This window comes from Falsigemmobacter faecalis (assembly GCF_003863335.1).
Lineage (GTDB): Bacteria > Pseudomonadota > Alphaproteobacteria > Rhodobacterales > Rhodobacteraceae > Wagnerdoeblera > Wagnerdoeblera faecalis.
This window is the reverse complement of the sequence record NZ_RRAZ01000002.1, coordinates 145775-170246: the sequence shown is the minus strand read 5'-3', so window position 1 is coordinate 170246 and position 24472 is coordinate 145775. Positions and strand designations below refer to the sequence as shown.

Annotated in this window: 23 protein-coding genes; 15 read left to right on the top strand and 8 right to left on the bottom strand. The window is 64.2% G+C overall.

Annotation, left to right across the window (positions count from 1 at the left end; genetic code table 11):
• Positions 1–209: 209 nt before the first annotated feature.
• Genes EG244_RS01980 through EG244_RS01970 form a run of 3 tightly spaced genes read left to right on the top strand, consistent with a single transcriptional unit; the run spans position 210 to position 3968 of the window.
• Positions 210–1289 (top strand): polysaccharide export protein, encoded by a 1080-nt coding sequence (locus EG244_RS01980; RefSeq protein WP_124963326.1) that lies wholly within the window; start codon positions 210–212, stop codon positions 1287–1289.
• 5 nt (positions 1290–1294) lie between these two features.
• The gene (locus tag EG244_RS01975; RefSeq protein ID WP_124963325.1) at positions 1295–1729 is read left to right on the top strand and encodes an arsenate reductase/protein-tyrosine-phosphatase family protein; all 435 of its coding nucleotides are present in this window, start codon (positions 1295–1297) and stop codon (positions 1727–1729) included.
• 37 nt (positions 1730–1766) lie between these two features.
• A complete protein-coding gene (locus tag EG244_RS01970) occupies positions 1767–3968 on the top strand; it encodes a polysaccharide biosynthesis tyrosine autokinase (protein ID WP_233588887.1) in 2202 nt (733 codons plus the stop codon).
• Positions 3969–3999: 31 nt separating this feature from the next.
• Here EG244_RS01970 and EG244_RS01965 read toward each other — a convergent pair whose 3' ends face one another.
• Positions 4000–4476, bottom strand: coding sequence for a hypothetical protein (locus EG244_RS01965; protein WP_124963323.1), 477 nt, complete (start codon positions 4474–4476; stop codon positions 4000–4002).
• 814 nt (positions 4477–5290) lie between these two features.
• Between EG244_RS01965 and EG244_RS01960 the strand changes: the two genes are divergently transcribed.
• From EG244_RS01960 to EG244_RS01935, 6 genes are all read left to right on the top strand, one after another.
• Positions 5291–6139, top strand: a complete 849-nt coding sequence (locus EG244_RS01960; protein ID WP_124963322.1) for a hypothetical protein — start codon at positions 5291–5293, stop codon at positions 6137–6139.
• An 11-nt stretch (positions 6140–6150) separates the two neighbouring features.
• Positions 6151–6528, top strand: a complete 378-nt coding sequence (locus tag EG244_RS01955) for a hypothetical protein (RefSeq protein ID WP_124963321.1) — start codon at positions 6151–6153, stop codon at positions 6526–6528.
• Between the two features lie 375 nt (positions 6529–6903).
• The gene (locus tag EG244_RS01950; protein ID WP_124963320.1) at positions 6904–8193 is read left to right on the top strand and encodes a DUF3422 family protein; all 1290 of its coding nucleotides are present in this window, start codon (positions 6904–6906) and stop codon (positions 8191–8193) included.
• Between the two features lie 73 nt (positions 8194–8266).
• Positions 8267–9145, top strand: coding sequence for an MBL fold metallo-hydrolase (locus EG244_RS01945; protein WP_124963319.1), 879 nt, complete (start codon positions 8267–8269; stop codon positions 9143–9145).
• A 21-nt stretch (positions 9146–9166) separates the two neighbouring features.
• A complete protein-coding gene (locus EG244_RS01940) occupies positions 9167–9595 on the top strand; it encodes a YeeE/YedE family protein (RefSeq protein WP_124963318.1) in 429 nt (142 codons plus the stop codon).
• A 1-nt stretch (position 9596) separates the two neighbouring features.
• Positions 9597–10007 carry a DUF6691 family protein gene (locus EG244_RS01935; protein ID WP_124963317.1) on the top strand — a complete coding sequence of 137 codons (411 nt, stop codon included), beginning with the start codon at positions 9597–9599 and terminating at the stop codon, positions 10005–10007.
• Here EG244_RS01935 and EG244_RS01930 read toward each other — a convergent pair.
• Positions 9952–11547: an FAD/NAD(P)-binding protein gene (locus EG244_RS01930; protein ID WP_124963316.1), complete on the bottom strand. Its 1596-nt coding sequence runs from the start codon at positions 11545–11547 to the stop codon at positions 9952–9954. The genes EG244_RS01935 and EG244_RS01930 overlap by 56 nt on opposite strands.
• A 115-nt stretch (positions 11548–11662) precedes the next feature.
• Between EG244_RS01930 and EG244_RS01925 the strand changes: the two genes are divergently transcribed.
• Complete coding sequence (locus EG244_RS01925; RefSeq protein ID WP_124963315.1) at positions 11663–12586, top strand: DUF6963 family protein; 924 nt, start codon at positions 11663–11665, stop codon at positions 12584–12586.
• Positions 12583–14079 (top strand): amidohydrolase family protein, encoded by a 1497-nt coding sequence (locus EG244_RS01920; RefSeq protein ID WP_233588886.1) that lies wholly within the window; start codon positions 12583–12585, stop codon positions 14077–14079. The genes EG244_RS01925 and EG244_RS01920 overlap by 4 nt, the downstream gene beginning before the upstream one ends.
• On the opposite strand, the gene EG244_RS01915 is transcribed toward EG244_RS01920, so the two are convergent.
• The 3 genes from EG244_RS01915 to EG244_RS01905 all read right to left on the bottom strand — a co-directional run bounded on the left by EG244_RS01915 (position 14058) and on the right by EG244_RS01905 (position 16862).
• Positions 14058–14945 (bottom strand): CobW family GTP-binding protein, encoded by an 888-nt coding sequence (locus EG244_RS01915; protein ID WP_233588895.1) that lies wholly within the window; start codon positions 14943–14945, stop codon positions 14058–14060. The genes EG244_RS01920 and EG244_RS01915 overlap by 22 nt on opposite strands.
• Positions 14946–15142: 197 nt before the next feature.
• A complete protein-coding gene (locus tag EG244_RS01910; RefSeq protein WP_124963313.1) occupies positions 15143–16219 on the bottom strand; it encodes a hypothetical protein in 1077 nt (358 codons plus the stop codon).
• Positions 16194–16862 carry a hypothetical protein gene (locus tag EG244_RS01905; protein WP_124963312.1) on the bottom strand — a complete coding sequence of 223 codons (669 nt, stop codon included), beginning with the start codon at positions 16860–16862 and terminating at the stop codon, positions 16194–16196. The genes EG244_RS01910 and EG244_RS01905 overlap by 26 nt, the downstream gene beginning before the upstream one ends.
• 536 nt (positions 16863–17398) lie before the next feature.
• On the opposite strand from EG244_RS01905, the gene EG244_RS01900 reads away from it, so the two are divergent.
• The 3 genes from EG244_RS01900 to EG244_RS01890 all read left to right on the top strand — a co-directional run bounded on the left by EG244_RS01900 (position 17399) and on the right by EG244_RS01890 (position 20229).
• Positions 17399–17674, top strand: a complete 276-nt coding sequence (locus tag EG244_RS01900; RefSeq protein ID WP_199737724.1) for a YMGG-like glycine zipper-containing protein — start codon at positions 17399–17401, stop codon at positions 17672–17674.
• Between the two features lie 256 nt (positions 17675–17930).
• Positions 17931–19130 (top strand): acyl-CoA dehydrogenase family protein, encoded by a 1200-nt coding sequence (locus EG244_RS01895; RefSeq protein WP_124963311.1) that lies wholly within the window; start codon positions 17931–17933, stop codon positions 19128–19130.
• 7 nt (positions 19131–19137) lie between these two features.
• Complete coding sequence (locus EG244_RS01890; RefSeq protein WP_124963310.1) at positions 19138–20229, top strand: acyl-CoA dehydrogenase family protein; 1092 nt, start codon at positions 19138–19140, stop codon at positions 20227–20229.
• Between the two features lie 50 nt (positions 20230–20279).
• On the opposite strand, the gene EG244_RS01885 is transcribed toward EG244_RS01890, so the two are convergent.
• On the bottom strand, positions 20280–21107 hold the full coding sequence (locus EG244_RS01885) for an IclR family transcriptional regulator (protein ID WP_124963309.1): 828 nt from the start codon (positions 21105–21107) through the stop codon (positions 20280–20282).
• A gap of 114 nt (positions 21108–21221) precedes the next feature.
• Between EG244_RS01885 and EG244_RS20800 the strand changes: the two genes are divergently transcribed.
• Positions 21222–21506, top strand: coding sequence for a hypothetical protein (locus EG244_RS20800; protein ID WP_233588885.1), 285 nt, complete (start codon positions 21222–21224; stop codon positions 21504–21506).
• A 354-nt stretch (positions 21507–21860) separates the two neighbouring features.
• On the opposite strand, the gene EG244_RS01875 is transcribed toward EG244_RS20800, so the two are convergent.
• Positions 21861–22385, bottom strand: coding sequence for a DUF2478 domain-containing protein (locus EG244_RS01875; protein WP_124963308.1), 525 nt, complete (start codon positions 22383–22385; stop codon positions 21861–21863).
• Position 22386: 1 nt separating this feature from the next.
• Positions 22387–24357, bottom strand: coding sequence for a 4Fe-4S binding protein (locus EG244_RS01870; protein ID WP_124963307.1), 1971 nt, complete (start codon positions 24355–24357; stop codon positions 22387–22389).
• Positions 24358–24472: the final 115 nt, after the last annotated feature.

Below are 24472 nucleotides of genomic sequence, written 5' to 3'. Positions count from 1 at the left end.
CCCGTGCATAGTGTATCAGCGGCCACAAGTTAACTAAAAATTTGCAACGAATGAGATTTTTGCCCCACTCCGGGAAAAAAACACCTAACAGGATCTTAAAGGTTTTCTTGGCCTGGGTGATTGCCTATACAGGCCGAAATCCGCGGGATCTTTCTGCGACTCCCGGTATTTCACTATCGTCTTAAATCGATTGAAAAAATGAGGTTCTGATGCGCGCCTGGTTCAGTATTCTGGCGGTCATTGTACTGGTGTCCGGGTGTGATCTTGCGAACACCAGTTTCCCCGTGGATGCAGATGGCGCGGAAAAGCCGGTCGAAGAACTTGCGACCAATGTGAAGATCGTTCGCCTTACGGCTGAGAATATCAATCAGTTTAACCGCAAGCGCAATCTTGCCGGCAGCCGGACCACGGTCGCCGCGGGTGAGATGTGGAATTACAGGATCGGTGTGGGTGATGTGCTCGATGTGGTGGTCTGGGATCACCCCGATCTGACCATGCCGGCGGGTGACCGCCGCACGCCGCTGGAATCCGGTCTGCGCGTGCAGTCAGACGGCACCTTCTTCTATCCCCACGTCGGCCAGGTAACGGCGCGCGGCCGCACGCCTGAGCAGGTCCGTGCGGATCTGTCGGCCCGGATGGCTGAGTTCATCCCGAACCCGCAGATGGAAGTGAAGGTCGTGGGCTATAACAGCCAGGCCGTCTCGGTCACCGGGGAAGTGAGCCAGCCCAGCCGTCAGAAGCTGACCGATGTGCCGCTGACGCTTCTGGATGCGATCGATGCGGCCGGGGGGCTGACCAAAGAGGCCGATGCCCGTCTGGTCACCATCCGTCGCGGCAGCAAGACCCACCGGGTCGATCTGGAAGCCTTCCTGAAAAACGGTGTCTCGGCCAACAACCCGCTGCTGCGCGGCGGCGATGTGGTCAGCGTGCCGCGGATTGAGCTGCAGGAGGCCTTCCTTCTGGGCCAGCTGGTCAAATCGGCGACCATCGATCTGACGCGCGAAAATATCAACCTGACCCAGGCTGTCACCAGCATTGGCGGGATCAAAGAAGGCCAGGCCGATGCCCGCGGCATCTTCATCTTCCGCGATCAGAAAGACGGCATGCATGTCTATCAGCTTGATGCCTCGAACCCGGCGGCCTACCTGCTTGGCACCCGCTTTGTGCTGCATCCCAATGATGTGGTTTATGTGACCTCTTCGCCGATCTACCGCTGGAACCGCCTCGTCTCAAGCCTTGTGCCGACCCTGACCACGGTGCGGACCGCAGATCTGATCGCTACGGAATAAGCCCTATGTTTCGTTCAGTACTGGTTGTCTGTGTGGGTAATATCTGCCGCTCGCCGCTGGGCGAGCGGGCGTTGAGAAAAGCTCTTCCGGATCTGCGGATCGATTCTGCCGGGCTTGCGGCGGTGGTGGGCCATGAGGCCGACCGCACCGCAAGTGAGGCCGCTTCTGAGGCGGGGCTGGATCTCAGCGGCCATGTGGCGCGGCAGCTGACCGGCGCGATGGGCGCGGGCTATGATCTTATTCTGGTCATGGAACCCGGCCACCGCGCTGAAATCTCAAAGCGCTGGCCGCAGCTCTCGGGCCGTGTCATGCTGTTTGATCAGTGGACCGGCGCGCGCGGCATTGAAGATCCCTATCGTCGCTCCTCTGAGCTGCATCGCAGCGTCAGAGATAAAATTCTGACCGCTGCAGACGGATGGGTTGCGCGGCTTAAGTCCTGAGCATCAGCTCCAAGAGAATAACAGGAATATCAGCAGGATGGCGATGCCCGGAAGCCAAAAACCTGAGAAGAATGAGTCTGAGATCGACCTTCTCGCGCTCGTTATGGTCATCTGGCGTGCCCGGATTCTCCTCTTCATTTCACTCGTTGTCGGTGTTCTGCTTGGCGCTTTTGTCATTCTGCGCGCCACACCGCTTTATGAGGCCAACAGCCTTCTGCAGCTGGAGGAGCGGGCCTCGAACCTGGCTCTGCCTTCTGCCATGCAGGATATGCTGGCCGGGGGGGGCACCGCTGCGGCGCTGATTGAGACCGAGACCGAGATCCTGCGCTCGCGCATGGTGCTGGGGGATGCGGTTCGCGAGCTGGGGCTGGTCATCAGCGCAGAGCCCGAGCCCTTCCCGATCCTCGGCAAGCTGCCCGCCCGTCTGGGGCTGAGCGGCGAGGGCTGGTTCAAAGCCTATGAGCACGGCAATGAAGGCATCATCGTCGCGGCGATGTCCGCGCCGGAAGAGCTGTCGGCAGAAGAATTCGTGCTGACCAATCTGGGCGGCGGGGCCTATGGTCTGAAGATGCACGACGGACGTGAGCTGCAGGGCCGCGTTGGCGATGAGCTGAAGGATGCGCAGAGCGGGCTGGTGCTGAAGATCGGTGATCTGATCGGCCCGGAAGGCCGTCGCTTTATCCTGCGCCACTCTTCCGTGGCGGCTGCGGTGCGCGATATTCAGGAACGTCTGACCATCGGCGGCGCGGGGCGCAACGCGAAACTTCTGCGCGTCAGCTACCGCGATGTCTCACCGCGTCAGGCGGAACTGGTGCTGGCGGCTATCACCCGCTCTTATGTGGGGCAGAACATCGGCCGCTCTGCGGCTGAGGCGGATAACAGCCTGAAGTTCATCGAAGAACAGCTGCCGATCGCGCAGACCGCAGTGGTTCAGGCGCAGCAGGAAATGAACGCCTATCAGCAGTCGCAGCAATCTGTGGATGTGACCTATGAGACGCGCAGCCTGCTCGATAAGGCGGCCGAACTTGAGGGCAAGCTGAATGAGCTGGCGCTGCAGGAAGAAGACCTGAAAAAGCGCTTTACGGTGAACCACCCCACCTATCAGCAGCTTCTGGATGCCCGCCGCACGCTGCAAAGCCAGCTGAGTGAGATCCGCGAAGTCACCGCCACGCTGCCGGAGACCCAAAAAGAGATCTTCAACCTGAGCCGCAACCTGGAAGTGGCCGCAGAGGTCTATACCCAGCTTCTGAACCGCGCCCAGGAATTGCGCGTTGTGCGTGCCTCGACCGTGGGGTCTGTGCGGGTGATCGATGTCGCCTATGCCACCAACCGTCAGGTCACCCCGAAGGTGCAGCAGACCATCGCGATTGCCGCGATCCTTGGTCTGATCATCGGGATCGGCATTGCCTTCCTGCGCCATTTCCTGCGCCAGGGCATCCGGGGCGGCGAAGATATCGAAGCGCTCGGCCTGCCGGTCTTTGGCACCATTACCTATTCGGATGATGTCGCCGGTCACCGCAGCCGCCGGGGCGATCTACCGATCCATGCGCTGGAAAGCCCGCAGGATCTGACGATTGAAGCGATGCGTTCGCTCAGGACTTCGCTGCACTTCGGGATGCTGGATCACTCCAGCAAGATGCTTCTGGTCACCTCAACAGCCCCCGGGGCCGGGAAAAGCTTCACCTCGATCAACCTTGCCGTCATTGCCGCCGAAGCCGGGCAGCGGGTGGTGGTGGTTGATGCCGATTTGCGGCGCGGATATCTGCGCCGCTATGTGAAACAGCCGAAGAACGCGGTGGGGCTTGCGGAATATCTCTCCGGTCAGGCAACGCTTGAGCAGATCGTGCTGCCGGGTCCGACGCCGAATATGGCGGTGATCTGCAGCGGGCGCTATCCGCCGAACCCGTCTGAGCTGCTGATGCGGGCCGAGTTTGAGCAGATGATTGAGGCGCTGAACCGCGAGTTCGATCTGGTGATCGTCGACAGCCCGCCGGTTCTGGCCGTGACCGATCCGGTGATCATGTCCCGCTATGCCGGGGCGACCCTTCTGGTGGTGCGCCATATGGAAACGGTTCGCGGCGAGATTGAGGCCGCGCAGCGTGCCTTTGAGATCGCGGGCAACAAAATTACCGGTGCCGTGCTGAACGGCTATAAGCAAAGCGAAGTCTCCTCTTATGGGGGCGGCCAGTATTATTACTACAACTACCGCTATTCTTATAAGTCCGACGCAGACCGCTGAATGAAGAGAGCCGGCCCTGGGGCCGGCTCTTTTAGCATTGTGGATATCCCATACGGATCATCTCGGCGCCGCTGACCCGGTGATAGCTGCTCAGGGTATAGCGGGCTTTGTTCATGAACCAGCTGCGCAGCGGCTCGCGGTAGTGGACCGCTAACTCATGGCTCCAGTAGTCGAAATCCTGCTGTGGCAGCGGCGCGGAATACCAGCTGGGGCCATGAAAGCCGAGTTCTGCCTGCGGATCGAGGCAGACACCTGGCGCGCCGAGATACATCGTGCAGGCCGAGTAGCAGATCCCGCGCAACTCGACACGCCGACCGGAGGCCTGCAGCGCCCGCACCTCTGATCTGCGCACCTTCAGCAGACCGCCATTGTCGCGGGTTACCACCAAAGGCCCCTGTGCCAGGGCGGCCTGTGGCGCGCCGCTGAGACAGATCACCACCGCAAGGCCGCCCCAAAGCAGAGCTGCGCCCCTCGTGCCGGACCGGCACGGTTTGATTATACGTAACATGTGTCCTCACACCCGAAAGGGCTTTCGCCCGTACACCCGGGGACAGAAGACGACAGTCGGGATTAAAACGGCGTTACGAGCCGCCCCGGGGCAGGCCAGGAAGTCGTTGCAATTCTAACGGGTGTGACAGTGCGCAGAGCCGGGTCGCCTGAATCGGCTTTGCGGCTGGCAGATCCGGCTGGCCAATTTGCTCTGGGTAAGGAGCCTGTCTGCAACCATGACGGGTGATTCGTCATCGGAATTGCCCTTCAATGATGCGTGTCTAAGCCCTTCAATCCGTTTTGGTAGATTATCCGAACTAATTTCGCCTTTAGAAGAAGTTAACCTTTGCAACCTGGAGATTCTTTCCTACAATCTTCGGGATTGTTTTGTGATCCCGGGGACTTGTCCCTGGCAGGTGCATTCTTAGTGAGAGGGCGGGACGACAGATGTTACCTCTGCCTGCGATATATCTTTTATCAGGCCCCGGCCGGTCGGCAGACCGCAGTCGGGTGCTGTGCATGTCCAGGAAGGGTTTCGTCGCAATCCGCCCCGGTCTGAGATCTGAGCCCCCCCTGCGCCCCTCACGGGCGTCCTGCGCTGCGCTGTCTTCGGTCTTGTGCGAGGCTGCTGGATATCAGCAGGGACCTCTGAACTTTTCAGGTGACTTCAGCGGCCCTGCGCGGGGCGTGCTGATGCGCCCCGTCGTGATACCGCTGGCCTGGACCCGAACACGACGCAGACAGACCAAAGCTGCAGCGTGAGACGCAAGATAAGATTCACTACCCCGAAGAAGCGGCCTGGCCGGTTCTCATATAAAGACAAAGGACTACAGATGAAAACCACGTTCGCCGTGATCTCCGGATCGCTCATGTCCCTGGCGCTGGCTGCTCCGGTCGCGGCTCAGGATGCGGTGCAGACCGTCAGCGCCGAAGCTTACATCAAATACCTTGAATCTATTGCTGCCAATATTCCGGCAGCGGGCGCCGTGTCGAAGCCGGTCGTTGGCCGCGGCACCACGCTTGGTGTACCGGGTGCTTTCACCCTGCCGCATGGCACCTTCTTCGCTTCGGGCTCGCTGAGCAACAAGCGCCGTAACCCGGGCAGCCCGATTGGCGACAGCACCGATGCCTCGGCGGCCTTCGGCGTCGGCTTCGGCGATGCGTCGCGCACCGTCGGCTTTGACATCGTTCTGGGCCTCGACAGCGTTGATCCGAAAGACTTCGGCGACAGCGGCACCGTCAGCTTCAAGCTGTCGCGTCAGGTGGCCTCGTTCCAGACCGGTCAATCTGCGGCTGTGGCTGTGGGCGTCGGCAGCGCGGTTCGCTGGGGCGATTCGAAAGCCTCGAAAGAGAACACCTATCTCGCCTATACCAGCACCTTCGCTTTCGAAGCTGCTGACCGTTTTGTTCCGGGCCTCTTCACCATCGGCTACGGCACTCAGGTTGGCGCGAACGACCGCGGCCGTGGCCTCTTCGCCAGCGCGGGCGTGGGCGTGACCGACTGGCTTTCGGTGGGTGCAGGCGTGTCGAAAGACGAGTACCACATCGGCGGCAACGTTCACCGCAAGTTTGGTGAATACGATGGTTCAATTTCTCTGAGCTATGCAGACTCGACGAAATCGGGCGTTAACAACGGCCGGTGGAACCTGAGCGTGGCAGTTGCCACCCCGAAATTCTTCTGAGAGGATTGATCATGCTTCGCAGCGCTCTTGCCGTCGCAGCCTTCGTCGCCGCCGCTCCTGCTTTTGCAGGATCGGTTCCTGTTGTCTCCGCACCCGCCACCGTGAACCCGCCGGTCGCTCCGCCGCCGGCTCCTGCTGTCATCGGTGGGACCCCAGGGCCCGCCGTGGTGATTCCGTCTCTGTCCCTGCAGGTTATCACTGCTCTCAATGCGCAGCTGGTTGGTCCGACCGGTGGCGGCGCTATGCCTCCGGGCGGGATGCTCGTTCAGCTTCCGAATGCAACGCCTGTGCAGATGGCACACATCGAGCGACTGCTGGCATTGATTGACAGTGGAGTTATCGACACCAGCGACATCTTCAAGCTGAGCGGCAACGTAACAAGCCGCTGATTAAGCGTCATTACAGCGGCGCGGGCGAATAGGTCACGTTTCCGGTGCAATGACAAAATCCAACCTGAGGGCGGCAGGCCTGCCCTCAGGACCCTGAAGAGATTGGACGACCGAAGCATAACCCGCAGGACCTGCGGGCAGTCAGCTGCGGCTTGACCCGGACCAGATCCGGGGGATCAATGTGGGCCTTGCGTAAGGGCCGTTCGGTCTGAGCGGCAGTGCTGCCCTTCTGACATGCTGCCGTCCGGTGATCGGTGCCGGAACGGGTGGCATTACTGTGCCAGATGGTCGCATTCCGGCCCGGGGCCTGGAAAATCGCTGGCGCTGTGCGGTCGGTTTTGATTTGCCGGAAGGACGAACTGCACCGGGGTTGCCATGTCGCCTGTCACCGATCACCCGCTTCGCTATGCCACCGTGAATGAGCTGCACGCGCGGCCCTTTCCTACGGTTCCGCTGCCTGCAACGGTGGCGCTGGTGGCCTTTATGCAGCCCGGAAATCCCGCGGGGCGCGATCGCGCCCAGGATCTGGCGCATCTTGCCGATCTGGTCACCCGTGCGGGCGGCGTTCTGCCCGAGCCGGGGGCCACGCATTACTCGGGCGCGCTTGGCCGCTCGGAGGTGAAATGGGAAAGCCACACCGAATTTGTGAGCTATTCGGCCTTCACCCCGGGTCTGTCGCCGCGCCCCTTTGATCCCGCCGAGGCCGATGTTTTCCCCGCTGACTGGCGCGCCAAAGCGCCCGGCCTGCGGCTGATCTCGCTTCTGGTGCGCGTCGAAGAGATGCCGGAGGATGAGGGCGAACTGCTGGCAAAGCTGGAGCATTGGTTCGTGCCCGAAAGCCTGGCTGCGAGCCGGATTATTGAAGGCTCGGGCGTGATTGCGGGGGATTTCCGCATCGATCCGGCCGGACATATGCGCTTTGCGGTCTTCGTCAAACGCGGCACCGGCCCGCGGCGTATCGGCCGTATCGTGCAGCGGTTGTGTGAGCTGGAGACCTACCGCACCATGGCGATGCTGGGCCTTGATCAGGCGCGTTCGCTGACGGCGGCGCTGAATGATCTTGACCCGCGTCTGACCGATCTGGTCGAAGGGCTGGAGGGGGAGGCCGGGGGCCGCTCGCCCGATGAGACGCTGCATGCGCTGCTGGCGATCACCGCCGAGCTGGAACGTCTGGCGGTCGGCGGGGCCTTCCGCTTTGGCGCGACCTCGGCCTATGAGGCGATTTTGCACCAGCGCGTCTCGATCATGGGCGAAGAGCGGCTCTCGGGTCGTCAGACCTTTGGTGAGTTCATGACGCGCCGCTTTGATCCGGCGATGCGGACGGTGAAATCTGCCGAAAGCCGCCTGCGCGCGCTTTCGGAGCGGGCGACGCGGGCGGCGGAGCTGCTGCGCACCCGGGTGGAGGTGGAGCGCTCAGCCGAGAATCAGGCGCTTTTGGAAAGCATGGACCGCCGCGCGGATCTGCAGCTGCGGCTTCAGCACACGGTCGAGGGGCTTTCGGTGGTGGCGATCGGCTATTACGCGGTCAATCTTTGCAGTTATCTGCTCTATCCGGCGGCAAAGATGGCGGGGCTTGGTAAAGAGGTGCTGACGGGGGCGCTGGTGCTGCCGGTGGTCTTTCTGGTCTGGCTGGGCCTGCGCCGCATCCGGCGGAAGTTTCACTGAGATCCCGCCCGGGCGCTTGCGGAAAGTGGCGCTTCCGTGGTGAGATCGCACCGGGCCACCACGGGAGCACGACATGAGCCATCACCCTGAAGTCACTGCGTTTTATGACAAACGCACCTTCTCTGTGCAATATGTGGTCAGCGACCCGGCGACGCGGCTTTGTGCGGTCATCGATCCGGTGCTGGACTTCGATGAGAAATCCGGCGCCACCTCGACTGAGAATGCCGACCGCATTCTGGAGTTCATCGAAGCTCAGGGGCTGACGCCGGTCTGCATCCTCGACACCCATCCACATGCGGATCATTTCTCAGCGGCCTCTTATCTGCGGGCGAGGACCGGGGCGCCCATCGGGATCGGCGAAAAGGTCTGCGAGGTGCAAAAGCTCTGGAACGGGTTTTACAACCAGCCCGAGGCGCCCGAGGACGGGCGGCAGTGGGACAGGCTTTTCGCCGATGGTGAGGAATTTTTCATCGGCGAAATTCCGGTGCGGGTGATGCTTTCGCCCGGTCATACCCTGGCCTCGGTGACCTATGTCGCGGGCGATGCGGCCTTTATTCACGACACGCTTTTCATGCCCGACAGCGGCACTGCGCGGGCGGATTTTCCGGGAGGCTCCGCCCGGGCGCTCTGGGCCTCTATTCAGAGAATTCTGGCACTACCCGATGACACACGGCTTTTCACCGGCCATGATTATCAGCCCGGCGGGCGGGAGCTGCGCTATGAAAGCAGCGTGGCCGAGCAGCGTGCGACCAACAGCCATATCGCCAAATGCCTGACAGAGGCTGATTTTATCGCCCTGCGCGAGGCGCGGGATGCCACGCTGCCGATGCCGAAGCTGATCCTGCATGCCCTGCAGGTGAACACCAATGCGGGCCGCCTGCCCGAGCCGGAAGAGAACGGGCGGCGCTATCTGAAAATCCCGCTCGATCTGTTGCAGGCCCCCTGGGGCTGAATGCTCTGAAAGGTTTGAGCCATGACGGAATTTACGCCTGGGCTGTCGCTTCTGGGCGGCGCGCTGATCGGGCTGGCGGCCGTGCTTTTGATGGCGCTTTACGGCCGCATCGCCGGGATGAGCGGGATGATCCAGGGGCTTTTGCCGCCCGTTGCCAAAGACTGGCGCTGGCGCGCGGCCTTTCTCGCCGGGGCGGTGCTGGCCCCGGTGGGGATCACGGCGATCAGCGGCTGGCGGCCGGAGTTTACCTCTGACACCCCCGCGCTCTGGCTGGTCGTCGGGGGGATCATCACCGGCGTCGGGGTGCAGCTGGGATCGGGGTGCAGCTCCGGTCACGGGGTCTGCGGCATGGCGCGGCTGTCGAAACGCTCTATCCTGGCCACGCTTTGCTTCATGGCCTCGACGGGGGTGACGGTCTATGTCATCCGCCATCTGATCGGGGGGCTGTAAGATGCGGCTGGTGACTGCGCTTTTTCTGGGGCTGATTTTCGGGGCCGGGATCACCTTTGGGGGGATGATCAACCCGGCTAAAGTGCTGAACTTCTTTGATATTGCGGGAACCTGGGATCCGTCGCTGGCCCTTGTGATGGGGGCGGCGCTGGTGGTCACGGGGCTTGGCTACCACTTTGTGCTGCGCCGTCCTGCTCCGGTCTTTGAGGCGGAGTTTCATCTGCCGCAAAAGCGCAGCCCTGATCCGGCGCTGATCGGTGGCGCGGTCCTCTTCGGGATCGGCTGGGGCATCGCGGGCTTTTGCCCCGGCGGGGCGATCCCCGCGCTTGGTCTGGGCGAGGGGAAGGCGTTTTTGTTTATCGCGTCGATGCTGGCCGGGATCTGGGCGACAAAGCTTCTGCGTCGCGGATAATCGCCCCGGCGATCGTCGCGCCATTGCGCGCACAGGAGGTCAGCCCCTGCACAAAGGGTTGATCTTCCATCAAAAACGGCAGCGCACCGAAGAAAATTCCCTCATAGCCCGGAACACCCTGCAGCGCGAAACTGTCTGAGAGCTCCGGCGCATCCTGTCCGGCCTTTTGCAGCGCCAGGGCGAGGCTGGGGAAGGGCAGGTCTTTGCTGGTCTGCGGGCGCTGGCCACAGGCGTCGATAAAGACATCAAACCGATGGGTTTTCCCCTTGGCGAGGACCTCGCTGTGGCCATCATGATGGGTCAGTTGATAATCCTCGCCAAGCGCCAGGATTTCCAGCACACCGGCGTCATAAAGCGCCAGCACCCGTTCAATCGAAAGCGGCGGCACGGCGGCATAATTGTCGGTGAAAACCGTCTTCAGCGTGGCGTTAAAGCGGGTGGTCTCTGCCTTGGAAAAGGCGGGGACGGCTTTTTCCAGCGGCTCATGCATGCGCAAAATGGCGTAGCGCCAGGGGATGGTGTGGCGCGCTTCGCGGTTGCGCTCGGCCTCTGCCAGGTTGCGGCGGGCATGGGCAAAGGTGTCGCCCTCCTCGCGGGGGCGGAAATAGGCCTGCGTAAACCCTTCCGGGGTCAGATCCGCAAGGCCGGTGCGGGCCGACCACTCCGGATCGGCCGCCTGAAGCTGCCGGCTAAAGAGATCCCAGAGCCGGTTAAACGGGTCGGGCGCAGCTGCGGCTTCGGCGACGGCGGCTTCGGTCAGGATCTCCAGCGGCTCCCAGGGGATCGGGCAGTAGAAATCCGCCTCCGGCAGCACCCCGGTCCAGGACATCAGCGTCAGCATCAGGCCGTCGGCCGCTTTTGGCTGCCAGATCAGACGGCCGTCGCGGCGTGAAAAGCCGCCATGCTGCACGGCCACCACCATGGCGGCATCAATCGCGCTGAGCGAGCTGCCCATGATCCCCACCCGCGCCGCCGGAACCGGCACCGAGACAAGCCCCGACCAGGGATTGGGGAAATAGTGATCCGTCAGATCATCGTCCCGTTCAAAGTGATGGCCGGTGGCCAGAACCACATGGTCAAAGCCCGTCAACTGCCCCGCCTGGTCGGTCTGCAGGCTGTAGCCCGGCGCTTCGCGGGTGATGTCGGTCACGCGGCAGCCCTCAAAGACCTCAACGGTCACGCCCGCAGCCCGCCCGATGGCGATAAGCTGTTGCATCTGGTCGGCAAAATAGTTGCCGATCAGCAGGCGCGGGGTGAAATCACGCTCGTCCACCGTGGCGCGGTCGAGGCCAAAGCCTGTCAGCAGATCATCCGGCTGCCGCTTCAGCCAGTCGATATAGCGCTCGGGCAGATCGGGGATTTCGATGCTGGCGATATTGGCCAGCATATTGCGGCTGGTGGTCTCTTCAGACCAGGGCAGGCCGATGCCGAGGCGCGATCCGGCCTCAAAAAGCGCGATATGGCGCGGGCCGCCCGCGCGCAGCAGCGCCTGAAAGGTGTAAAGCCCGGTCGGGCCGGTGCCGATCACTGCCGTTTTCATAGGCCCTCCCGGGGTGTGCCTGGCTAAACGCATCGCTGCGCAAAGGGTTTCACCGCGGCCGCCTTGACGCGGCAGAGGCCGCCTGCCACCTTCGCGCCGCTTGGGGGAGGCGGTGATGACGACGGGGATCGCAATCAGAGGGCCGGGGGCAGGGCAGGCGGTGCTGCGCGTCCTGCAGGCCCTTGAAATGCTTGGGGTTGGTGAGATCGGCGGTTTCGCCGTTTTCCGTGCGCTGAAGGGCGCTGAGGGCGCTTTGCTCAGCGCGGTGACGCAGCGGCGCGGCAGTGCCGGGCTGGCGCTGCCCCCGGGCTGGCAGGGGGGCGATCTGGCTGCCGTGATCTCCAGCGGTCCGGACCGGCCCCTGCCGCTGGAGCAGTTTTTACCGGCGGGCCCTGAGGGGCTGGTCACCGGCCACCGCCTGCCGTCCAGCCTGACCGCGGCGGGGGAGCCTTTGAATGCCAGCATTTTCCGCAAAATGGCGGAAGGCCGTCTGGATCAGGGGGGTCTGACTGCGGCCCTTGCGGCCGAGCCGGGCTTGGATGCGGGGCTGATCGTGCTGCCGCGGCGCGGGCCGGTGCTGCTGAGCCATGCGCCAAGGGTGGCGGCCCGGGGCGATTGCGGCAGTTTCCTCTGGCAGGCGGGGGATCTGGCGGTGGCCGTGGTGCTGAACTCCATCGCGGCGACGGGGCTTAGCGCCGATGCGCTTGCAGAGGCGGTCGGGCGCATCGGCATAGAGGCCCTGGGCGGCGCGCGGGCGGGCTATGGCACGGGCCACCTGCCGGACCGGCTTTGCGTGACGCCCGCCACCGATGAGCGGGTGGATCTGGATGCCTCGGGTCTGGTCTGCGCGCTCCGCTCGGCCAATCCGGCGTTTCAGCGGGGCCGTCCGGGGATTACGGCGATCTATTCCGGCACGCCGGTCTGGCAGGAGGGCGCGCCCGCCGGGGTGGTCATCAGCGAAGTCTGGGCAGATGCAGAGGCGGGCTGGCTGAGCGCCGGTCCCGCACGGCAGTTTATATGGCAGCGGAGGGCAGCATGAGCGGCGCGATTTACGATCTGGTGATCCGGGGCGGTCGGGTGATGGATCCGGAAACCGGATTTGAGGCCCTGGCCGATGTGGCGATTGAAGGGGGCAGCATTGTCGCCCTGGGTGAAGTGCCGGGACGCGGGCGGCAGGAGCTGGATGCAGCGGGCCTGGTGGTCGCGCCGGGCTTTATCGATCTGCACGCCCATGGCCAGTCGCTGCCCGCCGACCGGATGCAGGCCTTCGACGGGGTGACAACCACCCTTGAGATGGAGGCCGGGGTGCTGCCGGTCGCTCCCTGGTATGAGGCCCAGGCCCGCGCGGGGCGCACGCTGAACTATGGGGCCGCCGCCGCCTGGATCATCGCACGCCGCGCCGTGATGAGCGATGTCGCCCTGAGCCCCGGTGCCCCCCTGAAGCAGATGGGCGCCGCCGCCAAAGACCGCCGCTGGAGCGATGAGATCGCCGATCCTTCGGAGGTGCAGGAGATCATTGCCCTGATCTCTCAGGGGCTTGAGGAGGGCGCGATCGGGATCGGCATTCCCAATGCCTATGCCAGCGGCTCGGGCGTGAAAGAGATGTCCGCTGTTTGCCAGCTGGCCGCAGACCAGGGCGTCGCCACCTATACCCATGTCGCTTATGACGCCAATATCGACCCGCAGTCCGCGACCGAGGCCTATATCCGCCTCATCGGCTATGCCGGGGCGACCGGCGCGCATATGCATATCTGCCATCTGAATTCGACTTCGGGCACCGATATTCAGGGCGCGGCGCAGCTGATCCGCAAAGCTCAGGCGCAGGGCCTGCCGATCACGGTGGAGGCCTATCCCTGGGGCACCGGATCGACGGTGATCGGGGCCTCTTTTTATTCCGATCCGAAGTTTCCCGAGAAAACCGGCCGCCGCTATGACAGCCTGCAGCTGGTGGCCAGCGGCTACCGCATGAAGGACCGCGAGGATGTGCTCGCCCATGCCGCGCGCGACCCTTCGGCGCTGGTGCTGACGCATTTTCTGCAGGCGGGTCCCGGCGATCCGCATCAGGCAGAGCTGGATGCCGCGATCACCTTTCCCGGCGGGGCCATTGCCTCGGATGCCATGCCCTGGGTCGATGCGGCGGGCGCGACCTGGGAGGGGGCGGACTGGCCGCTGCCGGAGCGGCTTTTCTCGCATCCGCGCTCGTCGGGGACTTTCGCGCGGTTCTTTCGCCACTATGTGCGCGAGCGGGCTTTGGTGCCGCTGATGGAGGGGATTGCGAAATGCAGTCTGATCCCGGCGCAGATCCTGCAGGGCGCGGTGCCGGACATGGCGAAAAAGGGTCGCCTCCAGGTCGGATGTGACGCAGATATCCTGGTCTTTGATCCGCAAAGCTTTGGCGAGAAAGCCGATTTTCTGCAGATGAATGCGCGCAGCGAGGGCGTGGAGCATCTGCTGGTCAATGGCGTTCCGGTGATTGCGGCAGGTCTGCTGAGGACCGAAGCGCGCCCCGGTCAGCCGATCAGGCGGGTCTGATCCAGGGCGCGGGTCAGGGCGTCGGGGGCAAACCCCTCACGCAGGCCGATCAGCACCAGTTTCGCGCCCGCCACATCAGGGCGCGGCGCGGCGGGGCTCAGGGCGGCGCGCTGCCCTGCCAGCTGCAAAAGATGCAGCTCCTGCGGCGCGGGGGCAAAGCGCAGCCAGCCCTTGGCGCGCAGCAGCTGTGGCGCGATCTGATGCAGCACCGCGCTGAAGGCGGCGGGATCCAGCGGCAGCGCGCTTTCCCATTCCAGGCTTTGCAGGTGATCGGCGGTGACGCGGCCGGGCTCAGCCGGGGCGCGCAAAGCGCCGCTGTCGCCCAGCAAAAGCGCGAGAGGAAGCCCCTCATCCTCCAGCGGGAGCAAGGGCTTGCGGAAGGGCGCGAGCTGCGCCCGAAGCGCGGGGGTCAGGGGGCCTTTGCTCAGCAAAACGAAATCCGCCGCCCGGATCTGCGCCTGCCAAAGCGGGTCGCGCAGGCGCGCAGGCCTTGCGCTGATATCGGCGGCATCGACCAGAGCGGCCACGGCATCGGTGCGGATATGGCCGATCAGGATCGGATCCGACAGCACCTCCAGGATCCCGCGCGGATCGGCAGCGCCAGAGGCCTCAATCACGATCAGCTCCGGCGCGCGCTCCAGCACCAGGCGCAGGCTGCGCAGCAGATCGCCCTGCAGCGCGCAGCAGATGCAGCCGTTTTCCAGCCCGACGACCGTATCCGCGGCATCACGCAGCAAAGCGGCGTCGATATTGATCGCGCCGAAATCATTGACGATGGCCGCGATGCGCAGCCCGTGGTCACCGCGCAGCAGATCATTGATCAGCGTGGTTTTCCCCGCGCCCAGAAAGCCCGTGATCAAAACCACCGGTGTCAAGATGATGCTCCCCCGCGCCATGCCCCGCAGGCTCAGAGATCAAAGGCGGCAGGCCGCTTCAAGGGGAAAAGTCGTCGCCGTGCGCATTTGCAGATCAGGGACAAGACAACTGTCAGAGGCAATCGCATGTGGCCCGGCGACCTCTTCACTATAGCAGAAATCAGAGGGCCCCTGGTTTCACATTTCCGTCAGCGGCTCAGCCAGTCGGAGAACCGCAACTCAAAGCTGACCCGATCATAGCTCGCAATCGAGACGGTTGAGCGCGAGCGCACCAGGCCCAGCCGCGCGCTGAGGCTCTCGGTCAGAGGCGCGGAAAGCCGCACCGAGGTCACCCGGTCGTGGCGCTCAATCCCGGCAAAACTTCCCCCGGAGGAGACCTCCTGCGCCAGATCAAAGCTGAGCGGGCGGCCACGGGCCAGAACGGTCACTCCGGCGCTGACCCGGTGGCGCAGACGGGTCTCGCCCGCCTGGCGCTCGCCCAATGTCAGGGCAATATCCGTCACCCCGAAGGACCAGAGGCTCTCTGCGCCCAGCGTCACCCGGGTCTGCGGGGCCTCCCCCTCCGGTCGGGCGCTGCTGAGGCGGAGCGAGGCGTCGTGATAACCCTGCGTGCCCTTCAGGATCTGATGCAGGCTCAGGCTCAGATCGAGGTGGTTTTGCGTGGCGCGCTGCCGGAAGCTGCGCTGCCCGGTGGCGCAGAAATCGAGAAAACTCCAGCCCTGCAGTTGGTTCAATGCGCAGCCGCGCAGCATCAGATCGCCCCGCCCGATGTGGTGGCGCGGCGACCAGCCAAGCTCGGTGGCCGCCGTCAGGCTGAGTGCGCGGCCCTCAGACCAGACCTGCCGCAGGCTGCCGGCCAGGGTTGCGCCCGCCACAAGCCCGGCTTTCGCCTTCATCGCGGGATCGGCGCGAAAGAGCCAGCCATTCAGCCAGAGCCGGTCCTCCAGCAGGCCGCCGTTGATATTTTCGTCCCAGGTGACAAGCGGCGCGAGGCTGAGGCTGCGGCTGACCGTTCCGCTGCCGTCAAACCCCTGCAGGCGCATATCGCGCTGAAACCCGCGAAAGCCCTGACGCGACAGCCCCCCTGCGGTCATCGCATCGCCCCGCGCCCGCAGCCGCAGCCGCTCAGAGGCGGCGAGAGGGGCATGGGCCGCAAGCTCTGCCAGCCGCGGCCCCGCAGGCTCGGCCTGGGCCGGAGCCGTCAGTGCAAGGCAGAGCGCCAGGACCCGGGCGAGGCGGTTAATCCCGCGGTAAATCACGGCCAAACCACATTCCGTCAATCCGGACGTCTTTGGGGGTCTTGTCGTCCCCGCCAAAACGGGTCGTGCCCGCGCCCGTAAACAGCCCCGAGGTGGTGAGGTCATGTATGCTGTTAGTCCAGACCGGGGTGCCGCCGACATTGCCGCGCAGGTGCCCCGGAATATCACCCGAGCGGCCCAGCGTGTCGGTTCCGACCTGCATAACGACGGCCCCCCCGAAAGCGCCTGTGCGGATGTTAAAGGGCAGATTCTCCGCTTCGAGTTTGACCTCAACTTCTGAGGTCAGGGAATTTTCCGTTCGAAGGTTGATATTCGCGGTCTGGCTCGCGAAATCCACCGACATATTGACCAGACCCTCCGGGTGATGCCCTGAAAGCAGGGGGCCGTTGTCGATGGTCACCCAGGCTAAGGCCTGCCCTCTGAAGTGAAACTGGCCTGTTTCGGCAACAAGGCGCCCGTTCTTTTCATTCTCCAGCAAAGACTGATCGGCGGTGACACGGATCAGCCGGGCGGCTTTGGTGCCGTCCTGGTTCAGCTCTGCAATGACCTCCAGCACCATTTCCCGAGGGTCGTAGGCCCCGGCCAGGTCCTTCATCAGGTTGGCATAGCCCTCTGGTCCGCGGCCTGTGCTGTCGAATGCGGCAAGCACGTCTGCGTCGCTCGGCTCTGTGGTAAGACGCGATATCTGGCGCGAAGCGGTTCCTGGGTTGGAAAGGTCGCGCAGAACACGGTTTTGTGGACCGGGCTTATAGCCCGAAGGGGGAGGGGTGCGGTAAGTCGTGAAAGGCCCATCCGGGACATCTTCCCCTTTCGGCAGGGGGGGCGTCGCGCTACCGCCGCCGCCACCGCAGGCGGCGAGGCCAAGAAACAGGGGGAGGCAGAGAATCAGGTGGCGCAACAGGGGGCCCTCCGAGAGACTGGTTAGCAAAGGTTAACAAAAGGTTAATTCAGTACCACCTATCAAGCCAGTCTTCAGGGGGGAACGAGCGTAGGAAATTTTGACTGAACTTTGCAGGTTCTGCGTCTGCACTGTCACACTTCGCCCGCCTCATCCCGCCGAAGTGGGCTGATTTCCGCAGGCTGGCCAAAGCCGCACCTGCCGGAGGGGGAACATTTATCCCCGCAGCGGGTTTGCCCCATCATAGCGCGCGCCTTCCGCGCGCGATCTGGCGAAGGAGGAAGGTTATGCGCAAGCAACTCGGAATACTGAGCCTCTGCGGGCTTCTCGGGCTGGCAGGCTGTATGCAGAACGGCAATTACAACAACAACACCGCCGGTGCCGTGGCGACCGGCGCGGTGGCCGGTGCGGTGCTGGGCCAGGTTGTGGATGATAAGCCGGTTGAAGGGGCTATCATCGGCGGGTTGGCCGGGGCCGTGGCGGCGAATATGGGCCAGACCAATGATGGCCGCTGCCGCTACCGCGACACCCGCACCGGACGGACCTGGGTTGCAGCCTGCTGAGGCGCCCCCATTAATCTGAAAAAACGCCCGCTCCGCTGACCGGAGCGGGCGTTTTCAGATTTACATCTCCCTTTGTCACCCTGTGCTGCGACGAATTGACAAGGGGGGAGGGCCAGGGCTAGGAAAGGGTCGCAAATTGCGGAAATACATTCCGCATTGCGGAATTACCCTGCGGCAGACTGCGGGGCTGCCGATACCCGCCGCTGCCCGCTCCCCCGGGCGGGGGCGGGTGAACCCGGATCTGACGGAGAGCCAGATGGATCTGAATTTCACTGCCGAAGAAGAGGCCTTCCGTCGGGAGGTCCGCGCCTTCATCCGCGACAACCTGCCCGAGGCGACCCGCCGCCATATGGAGCAGTTCCGCGTGGCCACCCGCGATATGATCGTGGAATGGGCCCGCATCCTGCACAAAAAGGGCTGGTCGACGCCGCGCTGGCCGGTGGAATACGGCGGTCCGGGCTGGACGGCGGTGCAGCAGTATATCTTCATCGAAGAATGCCAGGCCGCGCCCTCGCCGGATCTTTTGTCCTTTGGCGTGAATATGGTCGGCCCGGTGATCTATACCTTCGGCTCGGCCGAGCAGAAGGCGAAATATCTGCCGCGCATCGCCCATATGGACGATTGGTGGAGCCAGGGCTTCTCCGAGCCTGCGGCAGGATCGGACCTTGCCTCACTGAAAACCCGCGCGGTGCGCGAAGGCGATGAATGGGTGATCAGCGGTCAGAAAACCTGGACCACCTATGGCCAATACGGCAATATGATCTTCGTGCTGGCCCGGACCAATCCGGAGGCGAAGAAACAGGCCGGGATTTCCTTCTTCCTGGTGGATATGACGCTGCCGGGCGTCACCGTGCGCCCGATCCAGACCATCGACGGCGGCATTGAGGTCAATGAGGTCTTCTTTGACGATGTGCGCATCCCGCTCGATGGCCTTGTGGGCGAAGAGAACAAGGGCTGGGATTACGCCAAGTTCCTGCTCGGGAATGAGCGCGTGGGCATCGCCCGGATCGGCATTTCCAAGGGCCGTATGCGCCTGGTGAAGGAACTTGCTGAAAAGACGCTGCGCGACGGCAAACCGGTCATGGCGCATCCGCGTTTCCGCGACCGCTTCATCCAGACCGAGGTTGAGCTGAAGGCCCTTGAGATGACCGCGCTGCGCGTCCTTTCGGCCGAAGCCAGCCGTGGCAACACCGGCAAGCCCGATCCGGCCTCTTCGGTGCTGAAGATCCGCGGCTCGGAGACGCAGCAGAAAACGACTGAGCTGCTTCTCGATGTGATCGGCGAAGACGCCTGGCCCTTCCCGCATCTTGAGGTGGAGCTGCGCCAGCAGACGCCGGGGCCGGAGTTCGCCGATACCGCGGCGGCGCTTTATTTCAATATGCGCAAGGTCTCGATCTATGGCGGGGCCAATGAAGTGCAGAAAAACATCATCGCCAAGATGATCCTGGGGCTGTGAGGCGCGCATGAACTTCGATCTGACCGACGAACAGCGGATGCTGGATGATGCATTTTCGCGCCTGCTGGCCGATAAATGCGACTTTGAGACCCGCCATAAATTCAGCCAGTCCGCACCGGGCTTCAGCTCCGATCTCTGGGGCGCGATGGCCGAAATGGGGCTTTTCGCGCTGCCCTTTTCGGAAGAGGCCGGTGGCCTTGGCGGCACCGCCGCCGACACCATGCTGGTCATGGAGCGTGCAGGCCGCGCGCTGCTGACCGGGCCGGTGCTTGATACTTTTGTCGCCGCTCCGGTGCTGCTGACGCAGGACGGCTCTGATGCGGTGCTGGCGCTGGTGGAAGAGATCATCGGCGGCGCGGTGTCTGTGGCCTATGCCGCGAAAGACGCCGCAGGCCAGAAGGTCACGGCGGTTGCCGCGGCTGAGGGCTTCACCCTTTCGGGGAAAAAATCGCTGGTGCGCTATGGCGCTGAGGCCGATCTGCTGATCGTTTCTGCCGATCTGAACGGCGCTCCGGCGCTTTTCCTGGTTCAGGCGGATGCCACGGGCCTGACCCGCACCGGCTATCCGACCCAGGACGGCCAGCGCGGCGCAGAGGTGGTTTTTGCCGCCACCCCGGCGGTGCAGATCGCGGGTGATGCGGCGGCCCTGATCGCGGATGCAGAGGCGCGCCTGCTGGCGGCGGCCTGCGCGGAAGCCGTGGGCGCGATGTCGGCACTGCTCGATCAGACGGTTGAGTATCTGAAGACCCGGGTGCAGTTCAACGTCACCCTCGGCTCTTTCCAGGCGGTGCAGCATCAGGCGGCAGAGATGATGATCGCGCTCGAACTCGCGCGCTCGATGTCTTATTTCGCCTCGATGAGCGTGTCGGAAACTGATGCAGAGGCCCGCGCGCGCAAGCTCTCGGCGGCCAAGGTGCAGATCAACCGCTCGGCCCGCGAAGTGGGCCAAAAAGCGGTGCAGCTGCATGGTGGCATCGCCATGACCATGGAGCTGGCTGCCGGTCACTACTTCAAGCGTCTGACCATGATTGAGATGCTGTTTGGCGATTTCGACTTCCACATGGACCGCCTCTCGGCGCTTGGCGGGGTCGGCGAATAAGCCTGCTTGCATAAACTCAAAGGCCCGCTCAGCAGAGCGGGCCTTTTGCGTCAGCCCGGACGGCTGGCGGCAATGCGGCGGGTGATATCGAGTAGCCTTGGCGCGATCTCTCCCTCCAGATAGTCCGGCGTCAGCCGGTAGGACGGCCCACCGCAGCCAAGCGCATAGACCGTCTGATCGGCCCCCTGGGGCGCGATCGGCACCGCGACCACATTCACCCCCGGACGCCAGCCGCCGATGTTCAGCGCATAGCCCCGGCTTTGCACGGCCTCAATCCCCTCGCGCAGGCTGCGCACCAGGGCCGCGCCGCCGTTTTCTTCCGCCGCAATCCGCGCCAGCACGGCCTCACGCTCGTCATCGGGGCAGGCGGCCAGCCAGACCCGCCCGGCAGAGCTGCGCGCCAGATTGATCCGGGTGCCCAGATCCAGCGAGAGCGACATCTGCGTCTCCGCCCGCACCGAATGGATATAGGTCATCGACAGCCCCTCGCGCATCGACAGCGACACGAGGTTGCCGGGACCTGCGAAATCCGCCAGCTCCTGCATCAAAGGATGCGCGATCTGCCGGATCGCCAGCCCCGCCAGACAGGCCAGCCCCAGCCCCAGAACCGGCATTCCCAGCCGGTAGCGCCCGTCCCGCGTCACATAACGCAGATGGCCCATCACGCTCAGCGTATAGGTCAACCGCGAGACGGTAGAGGGGCTGAACCCCGTGCGCGCGGCGATCTCCTGGTTGCTGAGGCCGTCGTCACGCGGGCCAAAGACCCGCAGCACTTCCATTCCGCGCCAGAGCGCTGCAACAAACTGCCGGTCGCCATCGAGCGGCGCTTTTCCGTCCCCGGCTTCCGCGATCTGCGGAAGTTCGCTGCGTTTTTTCATATGCTTAACTTTCTGTCTCCGTCCCTGAGACAGTTCTATTCCGCGCGGCAGGCCAGGGGAAGCCGCCGCAGCATACCGTTGCGCAGGGTCACAAAAAGCGCAGCCCGGAGCGCTTTGAAAGGCTCAGGCCGCGCCGGGCAGGGGGTCTGTCACGATCACCGCACCGCCGAGCGCATCGCCATGGCCGCAGACCTGTTTCGCCAGCGAATGCACCTCGAAATTCGCCGCAAGCTGCAAAGGCTGCGTGGCGAGGGTGCTGTCGACCGGGATTTCCGCCGCGATGGCGGCAAGATCGGTCAGCCGCAGGATCGGGTTGGCAGGCGTAAGCCCTGGGTTTTTCCGGGGCGCAGCAGGGCCGAGACGGCGGCGGGCTCGGCGCAGCTTCCCTCAATGCCCTGATGGCAGGTCGCAGAGCCGACATCCGAGAGCACCAGGTCATCCCCGGCCTTCAGCCTTGCCGCGAAAAGCCCGGCCCCCGCCCCCATACCCGAGGCATAGCAGACAGCCTCCCCGCCAGCGGTGTGGCGGCTGGATTGCCCCGGCGGGTGTAGAAGGGCGGAAAAGCCAATCCCCGAGGGATCAGCGCAAAAACGGGGGGCGGTCACCGGAGAGCGGGAGACCGGGGCCCAGGCAGAACGGGTCTCTTCGGCACCCTGAAGAAAAAGCGTGGCGTCGTCGCCCTTTTATCATCCCTGGGCCTCCTTTTGCGGATGCGCAGGCCTGGTGCAAAGCCCGGGAGCGCCTGTCAAAGCATCAGGGGCAGATTTTGGCGGGCCGCAGCGCTCTTGAAATCCAGTTCTCTAAGGCCCCGGCATCGCAGGGTAAGTCTTCTGCCAGATCACCGGCATAATCGCGCCAGAGCGCCAGATGACGCGGGTTGACCGGCGCGAGCGTGGGGATCCCGCGCGCCAGCGCCTCCTCCAGCACCTGGCGCAGCCCGCCGCCCTCGGCCTCAGATTTGCCAAAGCGGTTCAGGATCAAAAGATCCGGCCCGCTTTGCAGCGCGCGCAAAAGCCCGCCCGCCAGCTCTGCCAGCGCGCCGCCATCGAGGCGGCAGCCGCGCGACATCGCCCCAAGGTTTTGCGTGATCGCATGAACCGCGCCGGTCTGCAGATCGCGCACGGTCAGATCGCGGCAGTCGCAGTCGCCCTCTCGGGCGGGGGATTGCAAAAGACCCGCCACCCGCAGACCGGGATGGCGCGCCAGCACGGCCGCGATCATCGGATCGGGGGCCATGCTCTCATCAAAAATCAGCGCAGCAAGGAGCGGGCGGTCCATCTTAGTGATGCGCCTCAAATCCGGCCTCAGCCGCGCGTTTGACGCGGCAGTCTTCGCAAAGCGTCAGCATCGAGATGCCGGTATTGCCGCGCGCGCCGGTGAACATCCAATGCCCCTCAAGCTTTGCCATGATCCGCTCTATCCCCGAGCGGGTGCCAAAGCCGGTGCCGCAGCCGGTGCAGCAGAAAGGCTCTTCTTCGTGAAGCACGCGTTTGGGCTGATCCCAGGCGGTGAAATCGACCTGCGGCGTCAGGGTGATGGCCTTTTCCGGGCAGGTCGCCTCGCAGATCCCGCATTGCAGGCAGGCGCTTTCGGTAAAGCGCAGCATCGGGCTTTCGGGATTGTCGATCAGCGCCCCCGCCGGGCAGGCCCCGGCGCAGGCCATGCAAAGCGTGCAGGCGGAGGTATCGAGCACAACCGCCCCGAAGGGCGCGCCTTTGGCCAGCGGCACCCGGCTTTGGGGCGCGGGCGCAAGGCGGTTCAACTCGGTCAGCGCGGTGAGCATCAGCCCGCGTTTGTCCGAGGGCGGCAGGAAGCGCGAGGCCGCCGGATTTGGGCCGCTGCGGGGCTGGCGCAGATGGCGCTCCAGCACCTCCGGGTCGTCGGTCTGCAAAAGCACCAGACGGTCGGCGGCATAGCCCATCGGCCCGGTCAGATCACCGATCAGCCCCAGGGTGGCCTCCAGGCCCTCCAGCGGATGGCCGGGACGCTCAGGGGCCAGCAGCAGCACATCGGCCCCCCAGGCGAGGGCGGCGGCAAGGGCGTCAGGCCCAAGCCGGGTCAGCTCATTCACCTCAAAGGGCAGCACATGGGCCGGAAGTCCGCGCCCGAGGCGGGCCGAGAGCTCAATCAGCGCCATGCCGTGTTTGCTGTCGGCAAAGAGCAGGACGGGCTGCCGGGTGCCGCCCGCGGCCTCATAGGCCGTGAGCATGGCGCGCAGCTGCTGCGCCACAGTGCCGACGGGGGGCAGATCATAGCTGATCGCACCCCCCGGGCAGGCGGCGGCGCATTGCCCGCAGCCCGCGCAGATCATCGGATCAATCGAGACCACATCGCCGCCCGGCGTGATCGCCCCGGTCGGGCAAAGATCAACGCAATTGCTGCAGCCGGAAAGGCGGTTGCGCGAATGGGCGCACAGACCGGGGTTCAGACTGACGTAACGCTCTTTGTCAAAGGTGCCGATCATGCCCGCGGCCTTCAGCGCCAGTTCCGCCACCACGCCGGGGCGGGCGGGATCATCGCGCAGATAGCCCGGGCGCAGATCATGGGCGCTGAAGAGGGGCGCCGCCCCCGTCAGATCAATCACCAGATCGCAGTTTGAGACCGCGCCGTCGCGCCCCTCGCCAAAGCTGTAGCCGCTGCGCGGCGCCGGGGGCGACAGGGCATAGGCATCGATGACCAGCTTAAAGCCGCCAAGCCAGCCCTCGGCCTTTTTCACCAGGCCCTGGGCCACCGGGAAGGCATCGCCGCTGCGCGGCAGGGCCTCTGCCCGGGGCTGCAACAGCACCGTCACATCAAGCTGCCCCTGCAGCGCGCGGGCCAGATCCAGCGCGCGCTCATCGCGGCCAAGGATCAGCGTCACGCCCTGGGACTCGTAAGTCACCGTTTTGACCGGCGGCAGCTCCACGGCTGCTTTTGCGTGCAGCGCGGCCAGTTTCGGCCCCGCGGCGGCCGCCTCATCCGACCAGAGCGCATGGGCATGCACATCGACAAAACCAGGGCTGAGGTCGATCTCTGATCCTGCCAGCAGATCGCGGAAGAGCCCCTCTTTGCGCCGGCAGCCGATCACCAGATCGCGTCCTTCCTGCAGGGCCAGGCCCACGGCATCGCTCAGAAGGTTCAGATCCTGCCCGCAAAGTTCCGTGGCCACGCCCCCTTCGGGCGCAAATCCTGCGCGGCTCAGCGCCGCCTCATCGGGGGCGAGAGAGCCGAGGCAATTGCAGGTCAGGCTACAGGCGGAGTGGCGGGTCATGGCTGTCCTTCTGTTTCAGGGGGGATGCGCGGGGGGAAGGGTTCTGCTAAATCCTGCAGAATGTGTCTTTTTGTCCGGCAGGCCCTGTGCTGATCTAGGCGATTGTGGCCTGCTT

Excerpts from the sequence above, each read along its gene's own strand:
- EG244_RS01980 (WP_124963326.1), top strand. The coding sequence starts at position 210 with ATGCGCGCCTGGTTCAGTATTCTGGCGGTCATTGTACTGGTGTCCGGG.
- EG244_RS01975 (WP_124963325.1), top strand. The coding sequence starts at position 1,295 with ATGTTTCGTTCAGTACTGGTTGTCTGTGTGGGTAATATCTGCCGCTCG.
- EG244_RS01970 (WP_233588887.1), top strand. The coding sequence starts at position 1,767 with ATGGCGATGCCCGGAAGCCAAAAACCTGAGAAGAATGAGTCTGAGATC.
- EG244_RS01965 (WP_124963323.1), bottom strand. The coding sequence starts at position 4,476 with ATGTTACGTATAATCAAACCGTGCCGGTCCGGCACGAGGGGCGCAGCT.
- EG244_RS01960 (WP_124963322.1), top strand. The coding sequence starts at position 5,291 with ATGAAAACCACGTTCGCCGTGATCTCCGGATCGCTCATGTCCCTGGCG.
- EG244_RS01955 (WP_124963321.1), top strand. The coding sequence starts at position 6,151 with ATGCTTCGCAGCGCTCTTGCCGTCGCAGCCTTCGTCGCCGCCGCTCCT.
- EG244_RS01950 (WP_124963320.1), top strand. The coding sequence starts at position 6,904 with ATGTCGCCTGTCACCGATCACCCGCTTCGCTATGCCACCGTGAATGAG.
- EG244_RS01945 (WP_124963319.1), top strand. The coding sequence starts at position 8,267 with ATGAGCCATCACCCTGAAGTCACTGCGTTTTATGACAAACGCACCTTC.
- EG244_RS01940 (WP_124963318.1), top strand. The coding sequence starts at position 9,167 with ATGACGGAATTTACGCCTGGGCTGTCGCTTCTGGGCGGCGCGCTGATC.
- EG244_RS01935 (WP_124963317.1), top strand. The coding sequence starts at position 9,597 with ATGCGGCTGGTGACTGCGCTTTTTCTGGGGCTGATTTTCGGGGCCGGG.
- EG244_RS01930 (WP_124963316.1), bottom strand. The coding sequence starts at position 11,547 with ATGAAAACGGCAGTGATCGGCACCGGCCCGACCGGGCTTTACACCTTT.
- EG244_RS01925 (WP_124963315.1), top strand. The coding sequence starts at position 11,663 with ATGACGACGGGGATCGCAATCAGAGGGCCGGGGGCAGGGCAGGCGGTG.
- EG244_RS01920 (WP_233588886.1), top strand. The coding sequence starts at position 12,583 with ATGAGCGGCGCGATTTACGATCTGGTGATCCGGGGCGGTCGGGTGATG.
- EG244_RS01900 (WP_199737724.1), top strand. The coding sequence starts at position 17,399 with ATGCGCAAGCAACTCGGAATACTGAGCCTCTGCGGGCTTCTCGGGCTG.
- EG244_RS01895 (WP_124963311.1), top strand. The coding sequence starts at position 17,931 with ATGGATCTGAATTTCACTGCCGAAGAAGAGGCCTTCCGTCGGGAGGTC.
- EG244_RS01890 (WP_124963310.1), top strand. The coding sequence starts at position 19,138 with ATGAACTTCGATCTGACCGACGAACAGCGGATGCTGGATGATGCATTT.
- EG244_RS01885 (WP_124963309.1), bottom strand. The coding sequence starts at position 21,107 with ATGAAAAAACGCAGCGAACTTCCGCAGATCGCGGAAGCCGGGGACGGA.
- EG244_RS01875 (WP_124963308.1), bottom strand. The coding sequence starts at position 22,385 with ATGGACCGCCCGCTCCTTGCTGCGCTGATTTTTGATGAGAGCATGGCC.
- EG244_RS01870 (WP_124963307.1), bottom strand. The coding sequence starts at position 24,357 with ATGACCCGCCACTCCGCCTGTAGCCTGACCTGCAATTGCCTCGGCTCT.